This is a genomic window from Thermomonospora umbrina (assembly GCF_003386555.1).
GTDB lineage: Bacteria > Actinomycetota > Actinomycetes > Streptosporangiales > Streptosporangiaceae > Thermomonospora > Thermomonospora umbrina.
Genome location: NZ_QTTT01000001.1, coordinates 2044307 through 2069173, shown reverse-complemented (window position 1 = coordinate 2069173; position 24867 = coordinate 2044307). Strand labels below are relative to the sequence as shown.

Here is a 24867-nt window from a genome sequence, read left to right as displayed (position 1 = left end):
ACTCGAAGGGGTAGAGTGCTAAAAACACGGTTGGCACTCTGCTGTGGAGAGTGACAATCCACAGAGTGGGGTCGGGGCGATGAGGCCTCACTCCGGCGGCGGAAGGGCAGCCGTCGGGTAGGTCGTCCGTCGCGGGCGTCGGCTCGATCCGGGAAGCCACCTTGTTCCGGGAGGACTGGAGCCTATGGCTGCAAAGATGATCGCGTTCGACGAAGAGGCCCGTCGGGGCCTTGAGCGCGGGATGAACCAGCTTGCCGACGCGGTGAAGGTGACCTTGGGTCCCAAGGGCCGCAATGTCGTGCTGGAGAAGAAGTGGGGTGCTCCCACGATCACCAACGATGGTGTATCCATCGCCAAGGAGATCGAGCTGGAGGACCCCTGGGAGAAGATCGGCGCCGAGCTGGTCAAGGAGGTCGCCAAGAAGACCGACGACGTCGCCGGTGACGGCACGACGACGGCGACCGTCCTGGCCCAGGCGCTGGTCCGCGAGGGCCTGCGCAACGTCGCCGCCGGCGCCAACCCGATGTCCCTCAAGCGGGGCATCGAGGCGGCCGTCGAGCGGGTGAGCGAGGAGCTGTCCAAGCTCGCCAAGGACGTGGAGACCAAGGAGCAGATCGCCTCCACCGCCTCCATCTCGGCCGGGGACACGCAGATCGGCGAGATGATCGCCGAGGCGATGGACAAGGTCGGCAAGGAAGGCGTCATCACCGTCGAGGAGAGCAACACCTTCGGCCTCGAGCTCGAGCTCACCGAGGGCATGCGCTTCGACAAGGGCTACATCTCGCCCTACTTCGTCACCGACCCCGAGCGGATGGAGGCGGTCCTGGAGGACCCCTACATCCTGATCGTGCAGGGCAAGGCGTCCGCCAACAAGGACATGCTGCCCGTGCTCGAGGGCGTCATGCAGGCCGGCAAGCCGCTGCTGATCATCGCCGAGGACGTCGAGGGCGAGGCGCTGGCCACCCTGGTGGTCAACAAGATCCGCGGCATCTTCAAGTCCGTCGCGGTGAAGGCCCCCGGCTTCGGCGACCGCCGCAAGGCCATGCTGGGCGACATCGCCACCCTCACCGGTGGCCAGGTCATCAGCGAGGACGTCGGCCTCAAGCTGGAGAACACCAGCCTCGACATGCTCGGCCGCGCCCGCAAGATCGTGGTCAGCAAGGACGAGACGACCATCGTGGACGGTGCCGGCGACGCCGGTGAGATCGCGGGCCGGGTCAACCAGATCCGCACCGAGATCGACAACACCGACTCCGACTACGACCGCGAGAAGCTCCAGGAGCGCCTCGCCAAGCTCGCCGGCGGCGTGGCCGTCATCAAGGCGGGCGCGGCCACCGAGGTCGAGCTCAAGGAGCGCAAGCACCGCATCGAGGACGCCGTCCGCAACGCCAAGGCGGCCGTCGAGGAGGGCATCGTCCCCGGCGGCGGCGTGGCGCTGCTGCAGGCGGGCGCCAAGGCCTTCGACAAGCTCGAGCTGCAGGGCGACGAGGCCACCGGCGCCAACATCGTCAAGCGCGCGCTCGAGGAGCCGATCAAGCAGATCGCGGTCAACGCCGGCCTCGAGGGCGGCGTCGTGGTCGAGAAGGTCCGCAACCTGACCCCCGGCGAGGGTCTGAACGCGGCCACCGGCGAGTACGTCAACATGTTCGAGACGGGCATCCTCGACCCCGCCAAGGTCACCCGGTCGGCCCTGCAGAACGCCGCCTCCATCGCGGCGCTCTTCCTGACCACCGAGGCCGTCATCGCCGAGAAGCCGGAGAAGAACCCGGCCCCGGCCATGCCCGACGGCGCCGGCGGCATGGACTTCTGACCCGAGTCCCACCCAGCAAGGCACCAGGGCGGCCCCCACCCACGGGGCCGCCCTTCGCCGTTCCCACCGACGTTCGCCGTCGGCACGCCGCGTTCGCCGTTCCCACCCGCGTTCGTCGTCCGCACCCCACGTACGTCGTCGGCACGCCGCGTTCGTCGTCCGCATCGCACGTTCGTCCTTCCACCGCGCGTTCGCCGTTCCCGCCTACGTTCGCCGTTCCCGCCCACGTTCGTCGTCCCCACCCACGTTCGTCGTTGCCTGCACGCGCGGCGTCCCCCTGAGTTCGCCGCCCTCCTCCGCGTTCGGCTGTACCAGCCCTCTTCGCCGTCTCCGCATCCGCCGTTCCCACCGCGCGTGCGGCGTCCCCCTTGTGCGTGCGGCGTCTCCCCTGTGTACGGTCTCCACATCCGCCGTTCCACCCTGCGTTCGCCGTCCCCACCCTGCGTTCTTCGTTCCATCCTGCGTTCGTCGTCCGCACCGCGCGTTCGCCGTCCCAACCCGCGTTCGCCACCTCCGCATCCGCCGTTCCCATCGCGCGTGCGGCGTCTCCCCTGTGTACGGTCTTCGCATCCGCCGTCCCACCGAGCGTTCGCCGGTCCCCACCACTTCGCGTCACGCCCCCTCCGAAGTCGGCCGAACCCGCGTTGCCCGGTACGGGAGAGGCCCGCATTGGCGATACTGCGAAGGTGACGGATCTCTTCAGCTCCCCGGCCCTACGGGTCGAACAGCCCCGGAAGATGCTCGCGACCCGTACCCAATACGACTTCTACGACGGCTCGGGCACCCTGCTGGCCGTCGCCACCGAGACCACCGAACGAAGCCGCCGCAAGGCGGTGCGGGCAGCCCTCCCCGGCAACGTCCTCGCAGGCCCGCAGACACTCCTGCTGCGCGACACCGCCGAAACCCCGCTCCTCATCATCGAGAAGCACGACAACCGACGCCTCACCACCGTCCGCCGCCCGATGGCGGACGCCGAGGGCGACGACCTCTTCGAAGGCGAACTGCTAGGTGCCATCCGAGCCGAACGCACGACCCGCCACTACTCCCTGCTGAACGCCGAGGACGCCCGAATCGGCGAGGTCACGGGCGACCTCGGCCTCCGCAAGTTCTCCGTGACCGACACCGAAAATCGCCACGTCGCCCAGATCAACAAGAAGTGGGCGGGCCTCCGCGCCGAAATGCTCACCAACGCCGACCGCTACAGCGTCGACATCGGCACCAAGCGCCTCAGCGAGGCCCTGCGCAGCCTCATCGTGGTGACCGCAGTCGTCCTGGACCTGACCCTCCACGAGTCAAAAGACGTCGTCTGACCCACCCCCCACGCACCCTCAACCGCCCGCCCGCCCGCAACCCGACCACCCGACCCGACCACCAACCCGTAACCCCGACCACCCGACCCGAAGCGCCCAACCCGTAACCCCGCCCCCCTGACCCGAAGCGCCCAACCCGAAATCCCGCCGCCCGACCCGAAGCGCCCACGACAAGCGTCGGGGTGGATTGGCGCGTATAGGTGTCTGTCGTTGCAGGCGGGGTGGCGCTGGGGCGAGTCGGGACGTTGCCTGTGGAGCATGGCCTGTTGCTTGAGGCGGTCTGTCCCACGTCGGGGAGGGCTGGCGGGTGCAGGCCTCTGCTGTTGCAGGTGGTTGGCGCAAGGCGCGAGTCGGGACGTGCGTGCGGAACGAGGCCCGTCGATTGAGGTTGCGTGGCTCCGCCTCGGGAGGACGGGTACGGGCAGATGCCTGTCCGTAGGGTGGCGAGGCGCTGCCGGCCTGCCCGCTGAGGTCGCCTGGTCCCCTCGTCAACCCCATCGGCCGGTCGCCGACGTCGCGTCGACCAGCACACGAACAAAGGCACTCCGACCACCACGCCGTCCCAGCGTCAACGTCGCGCGCGCCTCAACGACCAGACATCCCCAAGGCCCAGCACCGGCCCCGCCGCCCTACGTCGAGGATGCCGGGGACACGCACAACCCCATCGCCACAACGAAACCGGCCTCAACCTAGGACACCCACGGCATGCGATCGTCTGGCCGCCTTCGGTGAGGCGGGTCCGAGCAGCGGCGAGGCCGCCGTCGGCGATGGTGGTGGCGTCGGGTCCACGAGGCCGATGAGGGCGTCGATGTCCATGGCCGCCGATGCCGCCTCGGGCAGCGGTACCGCACCGGCCTGGACGGGGGCGACCCCGACGCCCTCGCCCACCGGTACGAGTACTTCGATACGTACGCGTGTCTGTCGTGGGGAGTCGGGCGGCGCGGGGCGTGTGTCCGGCGCGGTGTGTGCGGGGCGTGACCTGTGGGTCGAGAACGGCCGGTCCGCATTGGACAGGGTGCTGCGGACCAGGTGTTCGTGGGCTGGGGGATCGCTCACAGCAGCAGGAGCAACATGACCGGGAGCGCTCAGAGTCAAGTGTTCGGGGATGGGGGGTCTAGGGTCTCAGGCGGTAGCCGACGCCGCGGACGGTCTCGATCCGGTCCGTGCCGAGCTTGCGCCGTAGGTAGCGGATGTAGACGTCGACGATGTTCGAGCCGGGGTCGAAGTCGAAGCCCCAGACATGGCTGAGCAGTTGTTCCCGGGTCAACACCTGATCGGGATGGCGGCAGAACACCTCCGCCAGGGCGAACTCGCGGGCCGTCAGGTCGACCGTCCGTCCGGCGACCCTGGCCCGCCGGGTCCGCAGATCGAGGTGCAGGTCGCCGGTCCGCAGCACGGTGGCCTCCGGGATCCGCTCGGCCCGCAGCCGCAACCGGATGCGCGCCAGCAACTCCTCGAAGGCGAACGGCTTGGACAGATAGTCGTCCGCGCCGCCCTCGAGCCCCGCCACGGTGTCGGCCACGCTGTCCCGCGCGGTCAGGATGATCACCGGCAACGTGACCCGTTCGCCCCGGAGCCTGCGAAGCACCGTGAACCCGTCCTGGGAGGGAAGCCCCAAGTCCAGGATCATCAAGTCGAAGTCACCGCTCCTGGCATGCTCATAAGCGGCCACCCCATCGGCCACCACGGAGGTGGTGAAGCCGTTGGCCCGCAACCCCTTCTCCAGGAACGAGGTGATGCGTCGCTCGTCCTCCGCGATCAGTATCCGGTTCAGCGGGCCACCCCCCGGTCCGACTCCGCACCCGGAACACCCTGAAGCACAGCCCCGGAATCGGCCCGCGAAAGACTCTCCTCAGCCGCCCCGCCCTCCTCCGGAACGACCCCGGATCCATCCTCCGACAGATCCTCATCGCCCGACCCGAGCTCGCCGCGGCCGGACTTGAACACCGCCTGCGAATGACCCTCATCGCCCGACCCGCGCCCCCCAGGGGAGGGCTCAGGGTCAGTGCGCGAGAGGTCCTCCTCCGCCGGTCCGAGGTTCAGGCCGGACTCAAGTCCGGTGCGCGAGAGATGCTGATCGGCCGGCCCACGGTCTCCCGGGACGACCTCCGGTTCAGCTCGCGAGTGACTGTCATCGACCGGCCCGCAGTGCTCCGTGCCGGTCTCGAACACCGCCGGCGAGAGATCCTTATCGGCCGACCCGCAATCCTCGGGGCCGGACTCAGACACCGCCTGCGAGAGTTCTCTCTCGTCCGGTCCGCGCCCCTTCGGGAAGGACTCAGGTGCCGTGCGAGAAAGGTGCGCGTGGGCCGTCCCAAGGTCCTCTGGGACGACACCGCATTCAACATGCGAGAGATCGTCATCCGCCGAGCCGCAGCGCTCGGGGGTCGACTCAAGTTCGAGGCACGAGGAATCGTCACCGGCCGACCCGCCACTGAGCAGGACCGACTCGGGTTCGACCTCGGACAGATCCTCATCGGCCGACTCGCCATCCTCCAGGAGGGACTCGGGGCGGCCCCGCCGCTGTGCCCCCGGCCCTCTTTCCCGCCTGGTCGACGGCTCTCGCCCGGGGTCTGCGCCGGTCCCCGGCGCTCGGGGAGCCGATGCGGTGTTCTGACGCCCGTCCGAAGTCACCGACTGCTCGGCGTCCGGCCGGCTTCCCCACCCGTTCCCAGGACCCCCATCCGGGAGCACCTCCTGCTCGCAGTCCGGCGGGGGGCTCCCAACCGTGGGGACGACGCCCTCTAGATATCGCCGCCGATCACCCTTCGGCCCGGTCCCCTCGCCGCCATCCGCCGGGGCACCGCAGGTCTCTGGCCCTGCCTCAAGGCCCGTGTCCGGCCGGCCCTGCGTCACGGCAGCGCCGTCGGCGTGGAACTGCGGACCAACCGGCCCGGCCGTCTCGTCGCCCTCCGGCGCGGTGTCGCGAAGGTCAGGGCCGGCGTCAAGCCCCCTCAGCGGTGTGACACATCGAGGGTCGTTCCGTACGCTCTCGGCGTCCGCACCGGGTGCCGGGGCGGACTCGGACGTCTCCCCGGTTCGGGCGGGGGCTCTCTCCAGCCCCGCCGCACCGTACTCGTCGCTCCAACCGCCCCAGGACTCCACCGCTCCAGGGGCCTTCCCTTCGTCCCCAGCCTTCATGGCCTGCGGAGTGCGCACCTCATCCCCGGGCCTTGTCGCCTGTGGGGTGTGTCCCTCGTCCCTGGGTTCTGTCGCCGGCCGGGCATTCCGCCTATTCCAGGGCACTGCCGCCCGTGGGGTTTCCTCGTCGTCCCACGAATCTGGCGTCTGGAGGGCGTTCCGCCCACCCGAGGGCTCTGTCACCTCAGGCGTGTTCCGCTCTTCCCGGAGTGCTGCCGCCTGTGGGGTGCTCTCTTCGTCCCACGAATCTGGCGTCTGGAAGGTCTTCTGCCCATCCCAGGGCTCTGCCCCCTGGGGGGTGTTCTGCTCGTCCCAGAGTTCCGTCATCTGAGGATCGCCCCAGGGTCCTGCCGTCTGGGAGGCGTTCCGCTCATCCCAGGGTTCTGCGGCCTGTGGGGTGTTCCGCGTGTCCCAGGGCTCTGTCGCCTGTAGGTCGTTCTCGTCGCACTGCGGCTCCACGGTCGGCACGCCGCCCCGGCCGTCCCGTCGTCCTGTCGTGTTCCCCGTGCCTAAGCCGTCGCGCGGAGCCCAGGCCGCATCGGGGGCTCGGTCACCCTGGGGGAGCGGTGGCGTGGTCGGCCCCGCAGCTTCAGCGTGGCTCCGACCAGGCTCCGAATCCGCCGTGGGACCGGGGATCCAGTCGTCGGACGGTTCGGACGCCCGCCGCATGTGCCGGACATCGCCCGGCGCGCCCCCGCGCATGGGCTCCGGGACGGGCGCGCGGTCGAGGCGGCCCGGCCGACCCGAGGCGGGCCCCTGGCAGTCCTTAGGGGAGGGGTTGGTGCGGGGAAGCGGAACGGTGTCGGTGTTCGGGTTGCGGTAGACCGGGCGCAGGGGCAGGTCTAGGACGAACTGCGCGCCGCCACCCGATGGGGACTCCACATAGGCCGCTCCGCCGTGGGCCCGGGCGATGGAGGCGACGATGGCCAGACCCAGGCCGGAGCCGTCGGGTGGGCGGGGGCCGGAGCCGACGCGGACGAAGCGTTCGAAGATGCGCAGGGCGTCCTCCTCGGCGACCCCGGGGCCGGAGTCGCGCACCCACAGCAGGACCGCGCCGTCCCGGATCGCCGAGCCGACCTCGATGGTGTCGCCCTCGCCGGTGTGGCGCACGGCGTTGGAGGCCAACTGCATGAGGGCCTGGGTGAGACGCTGGCCGTCGCCGAGGACCCGTACCTCCGCGACCATGGCGACCCGCCAGCGCCGGGGGGCGAGGCCACGGGACTTGGCCACCACGTCCACGGTCAGCTCGGCCAGGTCGACCTCACCCAGGTTGAGGAAGTCGGGACGGTCGGCCTTGGCCAGCATCAGCAGGTCGTTGACCATGCGGTTCATCCGGTCGAGCTCCTCCATGAGGAGGGCCCGGGTCTCCTCGAGCTCGGCGGGATCGTCATCGTCGTCCATCAGCTCCAGATGGCCTCGGATGACCGTGATCGGCGTGCGCAGCTCATGGCCGGCGTCGTCGAGGAACCGGCGTTGCACCGCGAACGCACACTCCAGCCGGTCCAGCATCCGATTGAACGTGGTCGCGAGCTCCGCCACGTCGTCGTTGCCGCGCACCTCGAGGCGGCCGGTCAGGTCCGACTCGCCGATCTGGTCGGCGGTCTGTCTGACCAGCCGGATCGGGGCCAGCACCCGTCCCGCGATGAGCCAGCCGACCAGCCCCGCCACCGCCAACGCGCCGAACGCGGTGATCGCCAGCACATGCGTCGTCTCGGTCACCTCGGCGCGCTGCGCGTCCCGGAACTCCACCACGACCAGCGAGGCGCGCCGCGGGTCGCCCGCCATCCGCACGGGGAGCACCGCGTAGCGGACCCGTCCCGCCGGGCTGGCGGCCCAACCGTGGGAGGGGGCGCGCAGCCCGGCGACCCTGGCGACGAACGCGGTGTCGCGGTCCATCCGCGCCATGGGCTCCTGGGCGCTGCGCCGTTCGGCCCGGCCGTCGACGACCGAGAAGAACGTCTCGTAGCCGTCCGGCAGGTTGTGCACCAGGTAACCGGTGAGGAGCTCGGACACGTTCGCGGGGGGACGGCCGGTGGCCGGGTCCACGCCGGTGCGGACGTAGCCGCGCAGCTTGTTCGCCTCGTGGGTCAGCTCGTCGTTCACCCGGTCGTTCAGCCGCGCCGACAGCACCGACCAGGTCATGAGGACGGAGGCGGCCAGCGCCAGGCCCACCAGCAGCAGCATCCAGCCGACGATGCGGGCGCGCGCCGTCACCCGCGCCTCAGTCATCGCCGTCGTCGTCATCATCGTCATCGCCGCCGCCACCGCCGTACACCGGGACGCCGGGAGGGGGCACCGCGCGCCCGCCGCTCTCCGACTGCTCATCCCGCTCCTCGAGCGGGCGCGGACCCGCCGAGGGACCCGACGGGCCCGACGGACCGGGCACCGCGGCGGCCTGCTCGGGCGGCCGGGGGACGCGGGCGCCCGGCGTGGCGGGCCCGGTGACCTCGATGGCTCCGCCGAGCGACGGCGGGGCGCCCTCGTGGGCCCGGACGAGCCCGGCCGTCAACCCCATCAACAGAAGACCGACGGCCGCGATGGCGGCGAGCAGAGTACGAGCGGACATATGGCCAAGCTCCCATCGCCGCAGGAACGGTTCGTTAAGCGCCGATGAGAAGTCTTTCATCCGAGGTGATCGAAAGTGGGCAGGTCAGCGCGCTGATGAGCGCACTCTCATCAGACTCTCATCCTCATCCCATCGGCTCCCGGAATCGTCCTTTCGTGGGAGCGGCCGTCCGGCCGCCGGGGAGGGTACGACGTTGGCTTCGAACATCCTGTACGGGCTGATGGCCGATCTCGCGGCCATCGTTCTGCTGGCCCATGTGATCTATTTCCGCCGTCACCACCGGCGCGACCTGCGGCTCGCCTACATCGCCGTCAACGTCGGCGTGTTCACCGTGGTGTCGCTGCTGCTGGCCGAACGCGCCGACCTGGCCATCGGCTTCGGGCTGTTCGCCGTCCTGTCGATCATCCGTCTGCGGTCCAGCGCCATCACCCAGGAAGAGGTCGGCTACTACTTCGTCGCCCTCGCCCTCGGGCTGGTGAACGGCATCGCCGGGGTCATCCCCTGGCTGGCGCTCACCCTGGACGCCGTGCTCCTCGGCGCGATGTTCATCGCCGACCACCCACGTCTGACCCCGTACGTCCGCAGGGAGGTCATCACGCTCGACGTCGTCCACGGCGACGCGGCGGCGCTGCGCGCGGACCTGGAGAACCGCCTGGGCGGACGGGTCCTGCGGCACATCGTCACCGAGGTCGACTACGTCCGCGACGTCACCGTCGTGGACGTCCGCTACCGCGTCGCCGGCGCGCCCAAGACCTCGGGCCTCTCCGGAAGGTTCGGCGGCGGCTCCCAAGAATGGGGCTGCCGCTACCCGGCGAACCCGTCCGTCCCCTACAACCACGCCGGCGCCCCACCCTCGCCGCCCGCCCGTTTCATGGACGGTCGCCCCCGATGACCCGCCCATCCCGGCCCTCGACGGAGGGGGTGTCGCCAGCGGCCCGGTGTCCCGCCGGACGGGATCCGGGTGTCGGCCGGGAGTGCCGGTCCTCAGGAAGGGCGGGACGTTCTGTTGACGGCGGCCGAACGGGTCCGCCGCAATGGACGGTGCAGTGCGCAGGGGAGGAACGCTGCATGGAACGGGCATCTCACGTGACGTCCGGTCTCGGCACGGAGGTGTCGGACCGGGAGGAGGAAGGGCACGGCGTCAGGGCGGAGGACGCGCTGGAGGAGCTGGCCGGGGCGCTCCCGCCCATCGACCTGCTGGACATGCTCGCCCGGGCCGAGTTGCAGGTCCGTCTCGACCGCAAGTACCTCGTGCCCGCCGCCCTCTGCGCCGAGATCGTTCCGCGTCTGAAGGGCGAGTACGCGGCGCTCGACATCGGCGGCCGGCGGCGCTTCCGCTACTCGTCGACCTACTTCGACACCCCGGACCTGCTCACCTTCCGGCAGCACCTTCAGGGCCGCAGACAACGGTTCAAGATCCGTACGCGCTCGTACCTGGACAGCGGCGAGTGCATGTTCGAGCTGAAACTCGCCGGCACCCGTGACGCCACGGACAAGCGCCGCATGGCGTACGACATCACCCGCCGCGCCATGCTCAACACGGACGCCCGCAGCTTCCTCACGGACGTTCTGCTGTCCGCCTACCGCATGAACGCGCCGGAGGCCCTCGGCCCCTCCGCGACCACCAACTACCTGCGTTCGACCCTCGTTCAGCTCTCCGGGTCGGGTCGCGTCACCTTCGACGCCGGGCTGGTGTGCGCCTGGGACGGGAAGTCGGTGTACGCCGACCCGGGCCTGGTCCTGGTGGAGTCGAAGTCCGCACACGCCGACACCCCGATGGACCGTGTCCTGCGGGCCTTCCGACTCCGCCCGCTGAGCATCAGCAAGTACTGCGTGGCGATCGCCGTCCTCCATCCCGAAGTGCGCGCCAACCCCTGGCACGCGGCCCTGCGCACCTACTTCGGAGGCCGACGACCCGCAGCCTCGCTTCACGACCTCCCCACAACCTGACGGCTTGCTGTCAGATAGATGCGCCACCTCTGGTCTCCGGCGAGCCCGACCCGTACCGTCCGACCAGGGAACGCGGAACGGGTCCGCACCAAGGAGGGGGGCGAACTCTATGGTCGTCGTCACTGCACTGCACATCTATCCGGTCAAGAGTGCCGCAGGCGTGACCCTCACCGAGGCGCAGATGAACATGACGGGCCTACGTCACGATCGGGCCTTCATGCTGATCCGCCCGGACGGCCGGCACCTTTCGCAACGAGAGGCGCCGGGACTCGCCCAGGTCCACCCCGAGTACGACGGCGCCAAGCTCACCGTCCACACCACGCTCGCCCCGACCCCCTTGATCTGCGAGCCGATCGACGGCCCGGCACGACGGGTCACCGTCCACGGCCGCCCCTGCCAGGGCATCGATCAGGGCGACGAGGCCGCCGCCTGGTTCACCGCCGCCCTCGGCCGCCCGTGTCGCCTCGTCCCCTTCACCGGCACCCGCTCCACCACCCGAGGCGACGGCACCCTGACCTACGCCGACGGCGCCCCGCTGTCGGTCCTGTCCACGGAGTCGCTGAACGACCTCAACCGCCGGCTCGACTCGCCCCTCCCGATCGACCGCTTCCGCCCCAACCTCGTCCTGACCGGTCTCGGCCCGTACGGCGAGGACACGGCCACCCGACTGCGCCTCGGCACCACCGAGATCGAACTGACCGCCTTCTGCGGACGCTGCCTCATCCTCAACACCGACCAGAGGACCGCCCGCCGCGAGCGCACCCCACTCCACACTCTCGCCGGCTACCGCACCCGCACCTCCGAGGCCGGTCGCGCGATCGTCTTCGGCCGACTCGCGGTCCCCCGCGTCCCGGGCCCCCTCAGCGTCGGCGACCGGGTCACCGTCCTAGAGAGCGACCCGGTCACAGCCCTGGACTCCTCGGCTCTCCGCCCATCGAGCCCGGCCCAGGCCTGAGGCCGGCTTGATCACGGTGCCCTGGATGCGTCGTGTTCGGGATGCGTAGTGTTCGGGATCCGCCACGTTCGGGATCCGCCACCTTCGGGATCCGCCACGTTCGGGATGCCTCGCGTTCGGGATGCCTCGCGTTTGGGATCCGTCGCGTTCGGGATGCCTCGTGTTCGGGATGCGTCGGTTCCCCGCTCCCCGTGTTGGCGACCGGGTCGCGGAGCCGGGCTCGTCCGATGCCCAGTCGTCCGGGTGCCCGGCATCGGGTACGCGCGAGGTCGAAGCCGGCGCCTACGGCGGTCGAAACGCCCTTGCTTCGGGCTCGTTCAGCGTCTGTGGATTCGTTACGACCGAGTTCCACCCGGGTGTTCGGTCGTCGAGGACTCGGGACCGTTGACGCCGGCCTGGTTATGGCGGGGGTAGGAGAAGTGTCCGTTCCTCCTGAATGTGAGTGACCGGGTCACGATGGCGACCCTGTCGGACGTCTGGTCGTCGAGGTGGGCAGAAGGCCGGCGCCGGGGCTGGCGCCGATACGGCGGTCGGTAATGCGTTGTGTCCGGGGCCATGTACACGGGGGTGCCGACCGCCGTGCTGGACACGGTGCTGGCGGGTTGGTCGGGGCGGCCGGGTGCGTCGTGTTCCCGGGCTCCTCGATGTCGGCGACGGGGTTATGGTTTCGGGTTTCTCTGGCGACAGGTCATCGAGGGCTGAGCAGAGTTGAGGCCGGTTTCGTTGTGGCCATGGGTTCTCGCGTGTCCCCGGCATCCCCGGCATCGTCGGCATTGGGCGGAGCGGGCCCCGGTGTTGGGCTTCGAGGGATGTCTGGTCGTTGAGGTGCACGTGATGTTGACGCTGGGACGGCGTGGTGGTCGGAGTGCCCTTGTTGACCTGGTCAGCCTCCTGGAGTACTCGGCCGGTCGGTGATTGAGGCCTTGTGGAACGCCGTGGGGGCTGGAATATCCAGACGCTTCGGTCTGGCCGTCCGGCGCGCCGGAGTCGTTGTGGAACGACCGGGAGCGCAACGGCGATGCCGGGGATCAGTGGCGGCGGGCGGCGCGCCACTCGTGGTCCAAGAGGCCCATCTCCACTGTGGACCACCACACGCCCTCCACCCAGCACACCTCGCGCAAGGTGCCCTCGCGGACGAAGCCCAGGCGTTCGTACAGGTGGAGGGCACGCTCGTTGTGGGCGAAGACGCCGAGGCTCAGGCGGTGGAGGTGCAGCTCGTTGAACGCAAGTTGCTGGACGGAGGTCACGAGGAGTTCCCCGAGGCCACGCCCTCGTGCCTGGGGTGACACCAGGACACGGCCGAGCCGGCCGGTCGAGGCATGTGGCTCGCGGGCGAGGGAGATGTGGCCCAAGGGTGTGTCCGGGGCGTTCGTCTCGACGGCCGTCCAGCTCCGGCGGCGTCTGCGCTCGGTGTCCAGGGAGCTCAGCAGTTGGGCGTCGTCGAGCGGCCAGCGGAAGGCTGAAGGTCCCGACCACAGGATGAGCGAGCCCGGGCCATCGATCCACGAGACCAGGTCGGGCACGTCGGACGGTAGGAAATCTCGGAGTTCGATCACCAGTCCCTCCTACCAGGTGCAGGCCTGCTCGCCTGGGCTACGGGTCATGTCGGGTCCGGGTGCGCGGGCTTTCGGCGTGTCGGGACGGGGTACGCAGAGGGCATGCAGGCCGTGCAGAGGTGGAGCAGCGGGTGGTGGGTCTCTCCTGCGATCCCGGTGGTGGCCAACGTCGCACTCGCCGCACTCTGGGCGTTCTCGGCCTTGGGGGGCTGGGGAGCCGAGGCATTCTGCGGAGAGGGTGGGAACCGGGACGCCGGCTGCGGGGCCGCGTTCGACACTGCGGTGCTCGCCTCCCTGGGGGCCGCCCTCCCGGCGGCGGTGACCGTCGTCTGCGCTTGGGCCCTTCCCGGGGTACGGCGTGACGCGCGCCGTCTGGACTGGGTTCTCGCCTTGGCCGCCTTCATGTGGCTCGCCGCGGAGGGCATCCTCGTCGTCGGGGGGTACGTCGCCCAGCCGTGACACATCCGTTGCCGGGCGATCGTTCGGGGCTGGTCGTGGGGTGTTTCCGCAGGTTGTCCTAGTGGTGAACGGCGGGTGCGGAGCGCGTGCCGGGGTTGACGCGCACGACGAGGGCACTGGAACGCGCGCGTCGGTTTGACGTTGTGCGGCCGGGGGCATAACGTTCTCTTCGCCCCACGGGGGAGCGGGACGCCGACAAGGCGGCCGGCCCCGGGGGAAACCACCAAGGAATCTGAGGTTCGGTTCGCCGTGCCGCAGGAGATGTGGTGGAATGTGGGACATCGCCTGAACGATTCCGCGCCGCGAGGTGCGGGTTTCGGAAAGGCGAAACGGAAAGGCTCGGAATTGACAGGCCGAGCGGATCTGATAAAGTAACACAGGTCGCCCCGAGAAAAGGGTTCGCAAGAACCCCGGACCGGTGGGTGTCCGTTTCTTGAGAACTCAACAGTGTGTTAAAAGCCAGTGCCTTGTGACAGCCTCCTGTTGTGGGGGGTTGTTGTTTCCTCGTCATAGAGGAATTTCTTTGAGGCAATGCGCATCCCGGGGCCCCTTTTTTGGGGGGTTGTTCGGGGTGTGGTTTTGCCGGGATTGTTTCCCAGGGTTTTGGCCTCGTTTCTTCACTGTTTTTGGTGGGGGGTGGGGTCGTTGGGCCTTGATGGAGAGTTTGATCCTGGCTCAGGACGAACGCTGGCGGCGTGCTTAACACATGCAAGTCGAGCGGAAAGGCCCTTCGGGGTACTCGAGCGGCGAACGGGTGAGTAACACGTGAGCAACCTGCCCCCGACTTCGGGATAAGCCTGGGAAACCGGGTCTAATACCGGATACGACCTCCACTCGCATGGGTGGTGGTGGAAAGTTCTTCGGTCGGGGATGGGCTCGCGGCCTATCAGCTTGTTGGTGGGGTGATGGCCTACCAAGGCGACGACGGGTAGCCGGCCTGAGAGGGCGACCGGCCACACTGGGACTGAGACACGGCCCAGACTCCTACGGGAGGCAGCAGTGGGGAATATTGCGCAATGGGCGAAAGCCTGACGCAGCGACGCCGCGTGGGGGATGAAGGCCTTCGGGTTGTAAACCTCTTTCACCACCGACGAAACCAGACGGTAGGTGGGGAAGAAGCGCCGGCTAACTACGTGCCAGCAGCCGCGGTAATACGTAGGGCGCAAGCGTTGTCCGGAATTATTGGGCGTAAAGAGCTCGTAGGCGGCCTGTCGCGTCCGTCGTGAAAGCCCACGGCTCAACCGTGGGTCTGCGGTGGATACGGGCAGGCTAGAGGCAGGTAGGGGAGAACGGAATTCCCGGTGTAGCGGTGAAATGCGCAGATATCGGGAGGAACACCGGTGGCGAAGGCGGTTCTCTGGGCCTGTACTGACGCTGAGGAGCGAAAGCGTGGGGAGCGAACAGGATTAGATACCCTGGTAGTCCACGCCGTAAACGTTGGGCGCTAGGTGTGGGGCTCTTCCACGGGTTCCGCGCCGTAGCTAACGCATTAAGCGCCCCGCCTGGGGAGTACGGCCGCAAGGCTAAAACTCAAAGGAATTGACGGGGGCCCGCACAAGCGGCGGAGCATGTTGCTTAATTCGACGCAACGCGAAGAACCTTACCAAGGCTTGACATCGCCGGAAAACTCGTAGAGATACGGGGTCCTTTTGGGCCGGTGACAGGTGGTGCATGGCTGTCGTCAGCTCGTGTCGTGAGATGTTGGGTTAAGTCCCGCAACGAGCGCAACCCTCGTTCCATGTTGCCAGCACGTGATGGTGGGGACTCATGGGAGACCGCCGGGGTCAACTCGGAGGAAGGTGGGGATGACGTCAAGTCATCATGCCCCTTATGTCTTGGGCTGCAAACATGCTACAATGGCCGGTACAGAGGGCTGCGATACCGTGAGGTGGAGCGAATCCCTAAAAGCCGGTCTCAGTTCGGATCGAAGTCTGCAACTCGACTTCGTGAAGTCGGAGTCGCTAGTAATCGCAGATCAGCAACGCTGCGGTGAATACGTTCCCGGGCCTTGTACACACCGCCCGTCACGTCACGAAAGTCGGCAACACCCGAAGCCCGTGGCCCAACCACTTGTGGGGGGAGCGGTCGAAGGTGGGGCCGGCGATTGGGACGAAGTCGTAACAAGGTAGCCGTACCGGAAGGTGCGGCTGGATCACCTCCTTTCTAAGGAGCACCTCCACCCCTGGCCTTCCTCCTCGTGTTCCTCCCGTTCCCCCCGTCGTTCGCGGCGGGTCGGGTGGGAGGGCGTGCGGGGGATCGCGTGAGGGTGCAGAGGCCTCGGCCGTCGGAGACGCGTGTTCTCCGGGTCGGGAGCTCATGGAACCGTGGAGCACTGGCTACTCAACCCACCGGACCGTTCGGGTCCGGTCAGTACTATCCGCCACCCCCGCCTCGCGCGGAGGTGGCCGCCCCATCCCCCTTTGCGGGGGCGGGGTCGCGCATCGCCTCCCCTTTCGCGGGGGTGGGGGTGCGGGGTGTGGAACCTCCGGTTGTTCGGGGGTCTGGTGGGTTGGACACACTGTTGGGTCCTGAGGAAACGGACCCGGTCTTTTCGGCCTCGGGCCGTCGGATGCCCCTCGTGTTCGGGGGTGTTGTTCGGCGGCCGGTCCGATGAGATGTCTCTCTTCGTCGTTCTGTTCTTCCGCTGTTTGGCGGGAGGTGGGGTGTCGGGGGAGGGGTGGGGTTGGTTTCTTCTGGTTGTTGCGGGGCCGTGGCCCGCCCTTGTCGGGGTGTGGTGTGGTCGCTGGTTGTTTTTTGTGAACTGCATAGTGGACGCGAGCATCTTTGATCGCTGATTTGTGGTCATTGTTGTTAAGTTTTTAAGGGCACACGGTGGATGCCTTGGCATCAGGAGCCGATGAAGGACGTGGGAGCCTGCGATATGCCTCGGGGAGCCGGCAACCAGGCGCCGATCCGGGGATTTCCGAATGGGGAAACCTGGCACCCGTCATGGGGTGTCGCCGCCGTCTGAATGTATAGGGCGGTTGGTGGGAACGCGGGGAAGTGAAACATCTCAGTACCCGCTGGAAGAGAAAACAAGAGTGATTCCGTGAGTAGTGGTGAGCGAAAGCGGAGGAGCCTAAACCGTGCGCGTGTGATACCTGGTAGGGGTTGCGTGTGCGGGGTTGTGGGAGCATCCGGTCGGGTCTACCAGTCCGACGGGGAGTCATAAAACATCGCGGTAGTCGAAGGGTCTGGGATGGCCGACCGTAGACGGTGAGAGTCCGGTAGACGAAATCGTGGTGTCTCCTTGGGGTGTTTTCCCGAGTAGCACGGGGCCCGTGAAATCTCGTGTGAATCTGCCACGACCACGTGGTAAGGCTGAATACTTCCTGGTGACCGATAGTGCACGAGTACCGTGAGGGAAAGGTGAAAAGTGCCCCGGTGAGGGGTCGTGAAATAGTACCTGAAACCGTGTGCCTACAAGCCGTCAGAGCCGTCGGCCCCTTTGGGGGTTGGTGATGGCGTGCCTTTTGAAGAATGAGCCTGCGAGTTATGGTGTGTGGCGAGGTTAACCGGTGTCGGGTAGCCGTAGCGAAAGCGAGTCTGAAGAGGGCGTTTTAGTCGCATGCTGTAGACCCGAAGCGGAGTGATCTAGCCATGGGCAGGGTGAAGCGCCGGTAAGACGGTGTGGAGGCCCGAACCCACCAGGGTTGAAAACCTGGGGGATGACCTGTGGTTAGGGGTGAAAGGCCAATCAAACTCCGTGATAGCTGGTTCTCCCCGAAATGCATTTAGGTGCAGCGTCGCGTGTTTCTTGCCGGAGGTAGAGCTACTGGATGGCCTAGGGGCCTTACCGGGTTACCGAAGTCAGCCAAACTCCGAATGCCGGTAAGTGAAGCGCGGCAGTGAGACTGCGGGGGATAAGCTTCGTAGTCGAGAGGGAAACAGCCCAGATCATCGGTTAAGGCCCCTAAGCGTGTGCTAAGTGGTAAAGGATGTGGAGTTGCCGTGACAACCAGGAGGTTGGCTTAGAAGCAGCCATCCTTGAAAGAGTGCGTAATAGCTCACTGGTCAAGTGATTCCGCGCCGACAATGTAGCGGGGCTCAAGCACACCGCCGAAACCGTGGCATCCGCGCCTTATGGTGTGGGTGGGTAGGGGAGCGTCCGGCAAGCCGGTGAAGCATCGGTGTGAACCTGGTGTGGAGGTTGCCGGAGTGAGAATGCAGGCATGAGTAGCGATTCGCACGTGAGAAACGTGCGCGCCGATTGACCAAGGGTTCCTGGGGCAGGCTTTTCCGCCCAGGGTAAGTCGGGGCCTAAGGCGAGGCCGATGGGCGTAGTCGATGGATAACGGGTTGATATTCCCGTACCCGCGGGCACGCGCCAATATCGAACCCTCTGATGCTGACCACCCGATCCTTCGTTCGGGCCTTCGGGCCCGTGCGCGGGGGAGGCTGGGACCCGAGGGGGTAGTAGGTAAGCGATGGGGTGACGCAGGAGGGTAGCTCAGCCCAGGCGGTGGTCGTCCTGGGGTAAGCATGTAGCCCGCGCGATAGGCAAATCCGTCGCGCGCACAGGGTGAGATGTGATGCCGAGCCGTTTTAGGTGAAGTGAGTGATCCCATGCTGCCGAGAAAAGCCTCTAGCGAGTGTGCCGGCGGCCCGTACCCTAAACCGACTCAGGTGGTCAGGTAGAGAATACCGAGGCGTTCGGGTGAACTGTGGTTAAGGAACTCGGCAAATTGCCCCCGTAACTTTGGGAGAAGGGGGGCCGCTTCCGGTGAACGCCTTCGCGGTGGGAGCTGGGGGCGGTCGCAGTGGCCAGGGGGAAGCGACTGTTTACTAAAAACACAGGTCCGTGCGAAGTCGTAAGACGCTGTATACGGACTGACGCCTGCCCGGTGCCGGAACGTTAAGAGGACCGGTCAGCCCGTAAGGGTGAAGCTGAGAATCTAAGCGCCGGTAAACGGCGGTGGTAACTATAACCATCCTAAGGTAGCGAAATTCCTTGTCGGGTAAGTTCCGACCTGCACGAATGGCGTAACGACTTCCCCGCTGTCTCAACCACAGGCCCGGCGAAATTGCAGTACGAGTAAAGATGCTCGTTTCGCGCAGCAGGACGGAAAGACCCCGGGACCTTCACTATAGCTTGGTATTGGCGTTGGGAGCGTCTTGTGTAGGATAGGTGGGAGACTGTGAAGCTCGGACGCTAGTTCGGGTGGAGTCGTTGGTGAAATACCACTCTGGTCGTTTCGAGCGTCTAACCCGCGCCCCTGATCGGGGTGGGGGACAGTGCCTGGTGGGTAGTTTAACTGGGGCGGTTGCCTCCCAAAAGGTAACGGAGGCGCCCAAAGGTTCCCTCAGCCTGGTTGGTCATCAGGTGTCGAGTGCAAGGGCACAAGGGAGCTTGACTGTGAGACAGACATGTCGAGCAGGTGCGAAAGCAGGGCCTAGTGATCCGGCATCTCCGTGTGGAAGGGATGTCGCTCAACGGCTAAAAGGTACCCCGGGGATAACAGGCTGATCTTCCCCAAGAGTCCATATCGACGGGATGGTTTGGCACCTCGATGTCGGCTCGTCGCATCCTGGGGCTGGAGTAGGTCCCAAGGGTTGGGCTGTTCGCCCATTAAAGCGGCACGCGAGCTGGGTTTAGAACGTCGCGAGACAGTTCGGTCCCTATCCGCTGCGCGCGCAGGAGACTTGAGAGGATCTGTCCCTAGTACGAGAGGACCGGGACGGACGAACCTCTGGTGTGCCAGTTGTCCCGCCAGGGGCATGGCTGGTTGGCTACGTTCGGTAGGGATAACCGCTGAAAGCATCTAAGCGGGAAGCCTTCCTCGAGATGAGGTCTCCCTCCCACTTTCGGGTGGGGTAAGGCTCCCAGTAGACGACTGGGTTGATAGGCCGGAGATGGAAGCCTTGTGAGGGGTGGAGTCGACCGGTACTAATAGGCCGAGTGGCTTAACAACACTCCGCATCTTCTGCGTGATGTTCGCGTCCCTATGCGGTTCACAGAGAACAAACAGTTTTCCGTGAACCGAACAACAGAATACGAGCCGTCCACCCCCTAAGGGGGGTTCGGTTCGCCCACGGTTTTCCCCACACCCGCGTGTGTGGGGGTTGGGCGTTCCGGTGGTCATGGCGGAGGGGAAACACCCGGTCTCTTTCCGAACCCGGTAGTTAAGCCCTCCAGCGCCGATGGTACTGCATGGGAGACCGTGTGGGAGAGTAGGACACCGCCGGAACAACACGTAAGGTCGGGGCCCGTTCCCTGGAGAACCCTCAACACGAGCCCGTTCTCGGGAACGGGCCCCGACCCATTTCCCCCCTGCCCCGAAGAACCGAGGGGAAAGCCGGTCAGATCTCCTCACCCGCCACCACGGCGTCCGCGTCCACGATCCGATACGCATATCCCTGCTCGGCCAAGAACCGCTGCCGATGCGCCGCGTACTCCTGATCCAACGTGTCCCGCGCCACCACCGCATAGAACCGCGCCCCACCACCGGACGCCTTGGGCCGCAACACCCGACCCAACCGCTGCGCCTCCTCCTGCCGCGACCCATAAGCCCCCGACACCTGGATCGCCACCGCCGCCTCCGGCAGATCGATCGAGAAGTTCGCCACCTTCGACACCACCAGAACCGACAACTCCCCGGAACGAAAGGCATCGAACAACCGCTCCCGTTCCCGGATCCGGGTGTCACCCTTGATCACCGGAGCGTCCAGCCGTTCCGACAGCTCGTCCAGTTGGTCGATGTACTGACCGATGACGAGGGTCTGCTCCCCCCGATGCCGTTCCACCAACGCCTGAATGATCCGCGTCTTGGTCTCGGTCGTGGCACAGAACCGGTAACGATCCTCGGGCTCCGCGGTCGCATAGGCCAGCCGTTCCGACTCCGTCAGCGTCACCCGCACTTCGACGCAGTCGGCCGGCGCGATCCAGCCCTGGTTCTCCATCTCCTTCCAGGGCGCGTCATACCGCTTGGGGCCGATCAGAGAGAACACGTCGTCTTCGCGATTGTCCTCCCGCACCAGCGTGGCGGTGAGGCCGAGACGGCGACGGGCCTGCAGGTCGGCGGTCATCCGGAAGATCGGCGCGGGCAGCAGGTGCACCTCGTCGTACACGACCAGGCCCCAGTCGCGGGCGTCGAACAGCTCCAGGTGGGAGTACACGCCCTTACGGCGGGTGGTGATGATCTGGTAGGTCGCGATCGTGACCGGGCGGATCTCCTTCTTGGTGCCGCTGTACTCGCCGATCTCCTCCTCGGTGAGGGAGGTCCGGCGCAGCAGTTCCTGCTTCCACTGGTGGGCGGAGACCGTGTTGGTGACCAGGATCAGGGTGGTGGCCTGGGCGTGGGCCATCGCGGCGGCGCCGACGATCGTCTTGCCGGCGCCGCAGGGCAGGACCACGACACCCGACCCGCCGTGCCAGAACGCGTCCGCGGCGTCCTTCTGGTACGACCTGAGCTCCCAGCCGTTCTCGTCCAGCGCGATCGCATGGGCCTCGCCGTCCACGTACCCGGCCATGTCCTCGGCGGGCCAGCCCAGCTTGAGCAGCGCCTGCTTGAGGGTGCCGCGCTCGCTGGGATGGACGGCGACGCTGTCGTCGCCGACGCGCGCCCCGAGCATCGGCTTGATCTTCTTGGCGCGCAGCACCTCCTCCAGGACCGACCGGTCGGTGGAGGACAGCACGAGGCCGTGCACCGGGTCCTTGTCGAGCCGCAGCCGTCCGTACCGGGCCATGGTGTCGGCGACGTCCACGAGCAGCGCGTGCGGCACCGGGAAGCGGGAGTACTTCAGCAGCGCGTCGACGACCTGCTCGGCGTCGTGACCGGCGGCACGGGCGTTCCAGAGGGCCAGCGGGCTGATCCGGTAGGTGTGCATGTGCTCGGGCGCCCGCTCCAACTCGGCGAACGGCGCGATGTCCCTGCGGCAGTCGCCGGCGAGCTCGTGGCCGACCTCCAGGAGCAGGGTCTTGTCGGACTGGACGATGAGCGGGCCGACGGTCACGGGCAACCTCGATGGTCGGGGATCCGGGCGGACCCGGCGGGGTGGTGCCGGCGACGTCCGCCGGAGAACACCCAGTGTGCAACAGCCCGGCCTCCGGATGTCTTCCCTCGGCCCGGCGCGCCCGACGGCGTCAGACGCCGCCGTAGCCGGAGCCGGACGAGGACGACCCGTCGGCGAGCGCCCCGACCATGACCAGGATGGCGAAGAGGAGGACCTCGAGGGCGATGGACACCCCGAGGATGACCCAGCTCCACCCGGTCAGGCTCTTGGCCTCGACGGGATCGGTCTGGGAACGGCTCAACGCGATCGACGAGGTGATGACGCCGCCGATGCACAGGAAGTTGCAGCAGACCACGGTGGCGACGATGTTGCACACCAGCGCCACGATGATCGAGCTGTTGTCCGGGCGTGCGAGGGGCACTCCCGGAGGGCCGTACCCCTGCCCGTGGCCGTAGGGCCCGCCCGGACCGTACGGGGGGTATCGGGCGTACGGGTCCCATCCGGGCTGCCCGAGGCCGTCCTGACGGCCGTCGTGACCGTAGGGATCCGCCCAGCCGCCCGCGGGCTGCTCGCCGTGGCCACTCATGCGGATCCTCCCGTACGGCGGCGTCGCCCGCCAGGTGGGGGTCTGTTCCCGCACCTCTGACCTGCCAGCGTAACGGCTGGTTCCGGAAAATCCGGAAGGAATCGGACGGTGTCGAATCCCGTGCGGAGCCACCGGGATCGCGGGAGCGGCGTCGTTCAGTGGCCGTGGGCGCCGGGACGGGGCGGCACGTCCGGGGAGGGCTCGACGAAGTGCCGGCTGAACCAGGTGGCGACCTGGATGCGGGAGGCGAAGCCGAGCTTGGCCAGGATGTGCTCGAGGTGGGACTCGGCGGTGCGACGCGCGATGACGAGGCGTTCGGCGATCTCGCGGTTGGTGAGGCCTTGGGCGACGAGCGCGGCGATCTCCAGCTCGCGGGCCGTGAGCGGGTGGTCGGGCGGGGTCGCCGTGTCGGAGGGTTCCGGTCGGTCGGGGCCCTCCTCGCCCAGGATCTCGCGGACGACGGCCTCCAGGCCCAGGGCGGCGCCCGCGTCGTGTTCGCGCCGGTACGTCTCGTCGCCCAGGGCGGCCCGGCAGGTGTCGGCGTAGTGGGCGCAGAGCTGTGCGTACTGGGGGCCGAACATGGCCGCGCCGCTGGCATCGCGGGCCTCGGCGGCGGCTCCGAGGACGCGGGCGGCCCGGCGGGGCTCCTCCAGGGCGACGAGGCAGCCGCCGATGCATTCCAGGGCCGTGGCCAGGCCCATCAGGTCGTCGAGGTCCCACTTGATCCGCAGGGCCTGATGGAGCGTCGCCAGCGCGCCGGCGACGTCGCCGCCGAGCGCGGTGGCCAGGGCCCCTTCGATCTGGGCGTACGAACGGCACCACAGCTCCCCGCGCGCCTCGGCCGCCCGCACCATGGCGGCGGCCTGCCGGGAACCCTCCTCCAGGTCGCCGTCGAGCACCAGCGCGAGGCCCCGGAACAGGTCGATGGCGAGGGACAGCAGGCTGGTCTCCCCGTGAACGCTCTCGTCCGCCTCCGCCGCCTCCGCAGAGGCGGAGAGCAGGAGCCGCGCGGCCGCGAGGTCCTCGGTGTAGACGGCGATGAGGCCGTACATGCCCCGGACGTACGCCAGGGCGGTGGCGTCGTCGGCGGAACGGGCCCGCGCCTCCGCCGTGGACAGGACGGTGCGGGCGCGGTCGAGGTCGTTCTGCACGATGGCGGCCAGGGAGCAGACGGCGAGGGGACCCGCCCACTTGGGGTCGGAGGTGTCGCGCGTCCGCAGGAAGCGTTCGCTCCAGTGCCGGGCCTCGCGGACCAGCCCGTGGATGGCCCAGAACTGGCCGAGGCCCCAGGTCAGGGCGACCATGAAGTCGTCGTCGGCGGTCCGCAGGGTGTGGTCGATCACGGCGCGGATGTTGGCGTGCTCGCGGCGGAACCAGTCCATCCAGCGGACCTGGGCGCCGGTGGTCAGCTCGGGCTGGGCGGCGATGATCTGACCGCCGAACCAGTGCATGGCCCGGGTCCGCAGCAGGTGGGTCTCGTCGAGGCGTTCGAGCTGCTCGGCGCCGTACTCGCGGACGGTGTCGAGCATGCGGTAGCGGGCCTCGGCGCCCCGGCCGGAGCGCAGCACGATCGACTTGCCGATGAGCCCGGCGAGCACCTCGACGACCTCGTCCTGCGGCAGCAGGTCGTCGGCGCAGACCCGTTCGGCGCCCTCCAGGTCGAAGTCGCCGGCGAACGTCGACAGCCGCGCCCACAGCAGCCGTTCGGCGGGGGAGCACAGCTCGTGGCTCCACTCCACGGCGGCGTGCAGGGTGCGGTGCCGGGCCGAGCCGGTGCGGCGTCCCCGCAGCCGCAGGATCCGTTCGTCGAGGCGGTGCAGGATCTGCTCGACCGGCAGCGCCCGGACCTGGACGGCGGCCAGCTCGATGGCGAGCGGGATGCCGTCGAGGCGGTCGCAGAGCCGGGCGACCGCGCCGCGGTTGTCGGGGGTGAGCGTCCAGCCCGCGGTCACCGCGGCGGCCCGGTCGGCGAACAGCAGCATCGAGTCGCAGGTGTCCGCGGGCCGCGCCGTGCCGGGCCGGGCGAGGGGCGCGACCGCCAGGGTGTGCTCGCCGGGGATGTCGAACGGCTGCCTGCTGGTGGCCAGGATCCGCAGCCGCGGGGCCGCCTGGAGGAGCACCTCGGCCAGCATCGCGCAGACGTCCACCAGGTGGTCGCAGGTGTCCATGACCAGCAACAGGCTCCGGTCGGCGACGTGCTCGACGAACGCGTCGACCGGGTCGACGCCCTGCCCGGACAGCCCGAGGGCGTCGCAGACCGTGGCGGCCAGCAGCGCGGGCTCGCGGAGCGCGGCGAGGTCGACGAAGTACACGCCGTCCTCGAACGTCCGCTGCATCTCCGCGGCCGCCCGGACCGCCAGCCGCGTCTTGCCCACCCCCGCCGGCCCCATCAGCGTCACCAGCCGGCCCTGCTCGAAGGATCTGCGGATCTGCGCCAGCTCGCGTTGTCGTCCGATGAAACTCGTCAGCTCGGCGGGCAGCCGCCGGCCGCGCCCTTCCAACGTCTTCCGTGACACGGGGGGACCTCAGTCGCTCTCTGCGGACGGCCGCTGCGGGACATCGAACCCGCATCGTAACCCGA

13 protein-coding genes and 3 rRNA genes are annotated in these 24867 nt (G+C 68.0%); 9 read left to right on the top strand and 7 right to left on the bottom strand.

What is annotated here, in order from left to right:
* The first annotated feature begins 184 nt into the window (after nucleotides 1-184).
* Together groL and DFJ69_RS08945 are read left to right on the top strand one after the other, a co-directional pair.
* Nucleotides 185-1810, top strand: coding sequence for a chaperonin GroEL (gene groL, locus DFJ69_RS08950; protein WP_116022043.1), 1626 nt, complete (start codon nucleotides 185-187; stop codon nucleotides 1808-1810).
* Between the two features lie 686 nt (nucleotides 1811-2496).
* The gene (locus DFJ69_RS08945; RefSeq protein ID WP_147312250.1) at nucleotides 2497-3120 is read left to right on the top strand and encodes an LURP-one-related family protein; all 624 of its coding nucleotides are present in this window, start codon (nucleotides 2497-2499) and stop codon (nucleotides 3118-3120) included.
* A gap of 1114 nt (nucleotides 3121-4234) precedes the next feature.
* Here DFJ69_RS08945 and DFJ69_RS08940 read toward each other — a convergent pair.
* Genes DFJ69_RS08940 through DFJ69_RS08930 form a run of 3 tightly spaced genes read right to left on the bottom strand, consistent with a single transcriptional unit; the run spans nucleotide 4235 to nucleotide 8827 of the window.
* Nucleotides 4235-4894 carry a response regulator transcription factor gene (locus DFJ69_RS08940; RefSeq protein WP_116022041.1) on the bottom strand — a complete coding sequence of 220 codons (660 nt, stop codon included), beginning with the start codon at nucleotides 4892-4894 and terminating at the stop codon, nucleotides 4235-4237.
* Nucleotides 4891-8490, bottom strand: a complete 3600-nt coding sequence (locus DFJ69_RS08935) for an ATP-binding protein (RefSeq protein ID WP_116026508.1) — start codon at nucleotides 8488-8490, stop codon at nucleotides 4891-4893. The genes DFJ69_RS08940 and DFJ69_RS08935 overlap by 4 nt, the downstream gene beginning before the upstream one ends.
* Nucleotides 8483-8827, bottom strand: a complete 345-nt coding sequence (locus DFJ69_RS08930) for a hypothetical protein (RefSeq protein ID WP_116022040.1) — start codon at nucleotides 8825-8827, stop codon at nucleotides 8483-8485. Before DFJ69_RS08930 ends, DFJ69_RS08935 begins: the two co-directional genes overlap by 8 nt.
* A gap of 193 nt (nucleotides 8828-9020) precedes the next feature.
* Between DFJ69_RS08930 and DFJ69_RS08925 the strand changes: the two genes are divergently transcribed.
* The 3 genes from DFJ69_RS08925 to DFJ69_RS08915 all read left to right on the top strand — a co-directional run bounded on the left by DFJ69_RS08925 (nucleotide 9021) and on the right by DFJ69_RS08915 (nucleotide 11732).
* Nucleotides 9021-9719: a DUF4956 domain-containing protein gene (locus DFJ69_RS08925; RefSeq protein ID WP_342769849.1), complete on the top strand. Its 699-nt coding sequence runs from the start codon at nucleotides 9021-9023 to the stop codon at nucleotides 9717-9719.
* Nucleotides 9720-9895: 176 nt separating this feature from the next.
* Nucleotides 9896-10777 carry a polyphosphate polymerase domain-containing protein gene (locus DFJ69_RS08920; RefSeq protein ID WP_170177584.1) on the top strand — a complete coding sequence of 294 codons (882 nt, stop codon included), beginning with the start codon at nucleotides 9896-9898 and terminating at the stop codon, nucleotides 10775-10777.
* Nucleotides 10778-10886: 109 nt separating this feature from the next.
* Nucleotides 10887-11732 (top strand): MOSC domain-containing protein, encoded by an 846-nt coding sequence (locus DFJ69_RS08915; RefSeq protein WP_116022038.1) that lies wholly within the window; start codon nucleotides 10887-10889, stop codon nucleotides 11730-11732.
* Between the two features lie 1028 nt (nucleotides 11733-12760).
* Here DFJ69_RS08915 and DFJ69_RS08910 read toward each other — a convergent pair.
* Nucleotides 12761-13288: a GNAT family N-acetyltransferase gene (locus DFJ69_RS08910; RefSeq protein WP_170177583.1), complete on the bottom strand. Its 528-nt coding sequence runs from the start codon at nucleotides 13286-13288 to the stop codon at nucleotides 12761-12763.
* A 159-nt stretch (nucleotides 13289-13447) separates the two neighbouring features.
* Here DFJ69_RS08910 and DFJ69_RS08905 point away from each other — a divergent pair, with 159 nt between their 5' ends.
* From DFJ69_RS08905 to rrf, 4 genes are all read left to right on the top strand, one after another.
* Nucleotides 13448-13747: a hypothetical protein gene (locus tag DFJ69_RS08905; protein WP_147312249.1), complete on the top strand. Its 300-nt coding sequence runs from the start codon at nucleotides 13448-13450 to the stop codon at nucleotides 13745-13747.
* Between the two features lie 652 nt (nucleotides 13748-14399).
* Nucleotides 14400-15910: ribosomal RNA gene (locus DFJ69_RS08900) — 16S ribosomal RNA — on the top strand.
* A gap of 646 nt (nucleotides 15911-16556) precedes the next feature.
* Nucleotides 16557-19659, top strand: a 23S ribosomal RNA gene (locus DFJ69_RS08895).
* Between the two features lie 159 nt (nucleotides 19660-19818).
* Nucleotides 19819-19935 (top strand): 5S ribosomal RNA (gene rrf, locus DFJ69_RS08890).
* Together the 16S, 23S and 5S rRNA genes form the textbook arrangement of a ribosomal RNA operon.
* 112 nt (nucleotides 19936-20047) lie before the next feature.
* Here the strand turns inward: rrf and DFJ69_RS08885 are convergent.
* The 3 genes from DFJ69_RS08885 to DFJ69_RS08875 all read right to left on the bottom strand — a co-directional run bounded on the left by DFJ69_RS08885 (nucleotide 20048) and on the right by DFJ69_RS08875 (nucleotide 24802).
* Nucleotides 20048-21700 carry a DNA repair helicase XPB gene (locus tag DFJ69_RS08885; RefSeq protein WP_116022035.1) on the bottom strand — a complete coding sequence of 551 codons (1653 nt, stop codon included), beginning with the start codon at nucleotides 21698-21700 and terminating at the stop codon, nucleotides 20048-20050.
* Nucleotides 21701-21830: 130 nt separating this feature from the next.
* A complete protein-coding gene (locus tag DFJ69_RS08880; protein WP_116022034.1) occupies nucleotides 21831-22286 on the bottom strand; it encodes a hypothetical protein in 456 nt (151 codons plus the stop codon).
* 155 nt (nucleotides 22287-22441) lie between these two features.
* Nucleotides 22442-24802 carry an ATP-binding protein gene (locus DFJ69_RS08875; RefSeq protein WP_116022033.1) on the bottom strand — a complete coding sequence of 787 codons (2361 nt, stop codon included), beginning with the start codon at nucleotides 24800-24802 and terminating at the stop codon, nucleotides 22442-22444.
* Nucleotides 24803-24867 lie beyond the last annotated feature (65 nt).

What these genes read in the sequence shown, in the direction of transcription:
- DFJ69_RS08880 (WP_116022034.1), bottom strand. Translation starts at nt 22,286, where the DNA reads ATGAGTGGCCACGGCGAGCAGCCCGCGGGCGGCTGGGCGGATCCCTAC.
- DFJ69_RS08915 (WP_116022038.1), top strand. Translation starts at nt 10,887, where the DNA reads ATGGTCGTCGTCACTGCACTGCACATCTATCCGGTCAAGAGTGCCGCA.
- groL (WP_116022043.1), top strand. Translation starts at nt 185, where the DNA reads ATGGCTGCAAAGATGATCGCGTTCGACGAAGAGGCCCGTCGGGGCCTT.
- DFJ69_RS08930 (WP_116022040.1), bottom strand. Translation starts at nt 8,827, where the DNA reads ATGTCCGCTCGTACTCTGCTCGCCGCCATCGCGGCCGTCGGTCTTCTG.
- DFJ69_RS08920 (WP_170177584.1), top strand. Translation starts at nt 9,896, where the DNA reads ATGGAACGGGCATCTCACGTGACGTCCGGTCTCGGCACGGAGGTGTCG.
- DFJ69_RS08935 (WP_116026508.1), bottom strand. Translation starts at nt 8,490, where the DNA reads ATGACTGAGGCGCGGGTGACGGCGCGCGCCCGCATCGTCGGCTGGATG.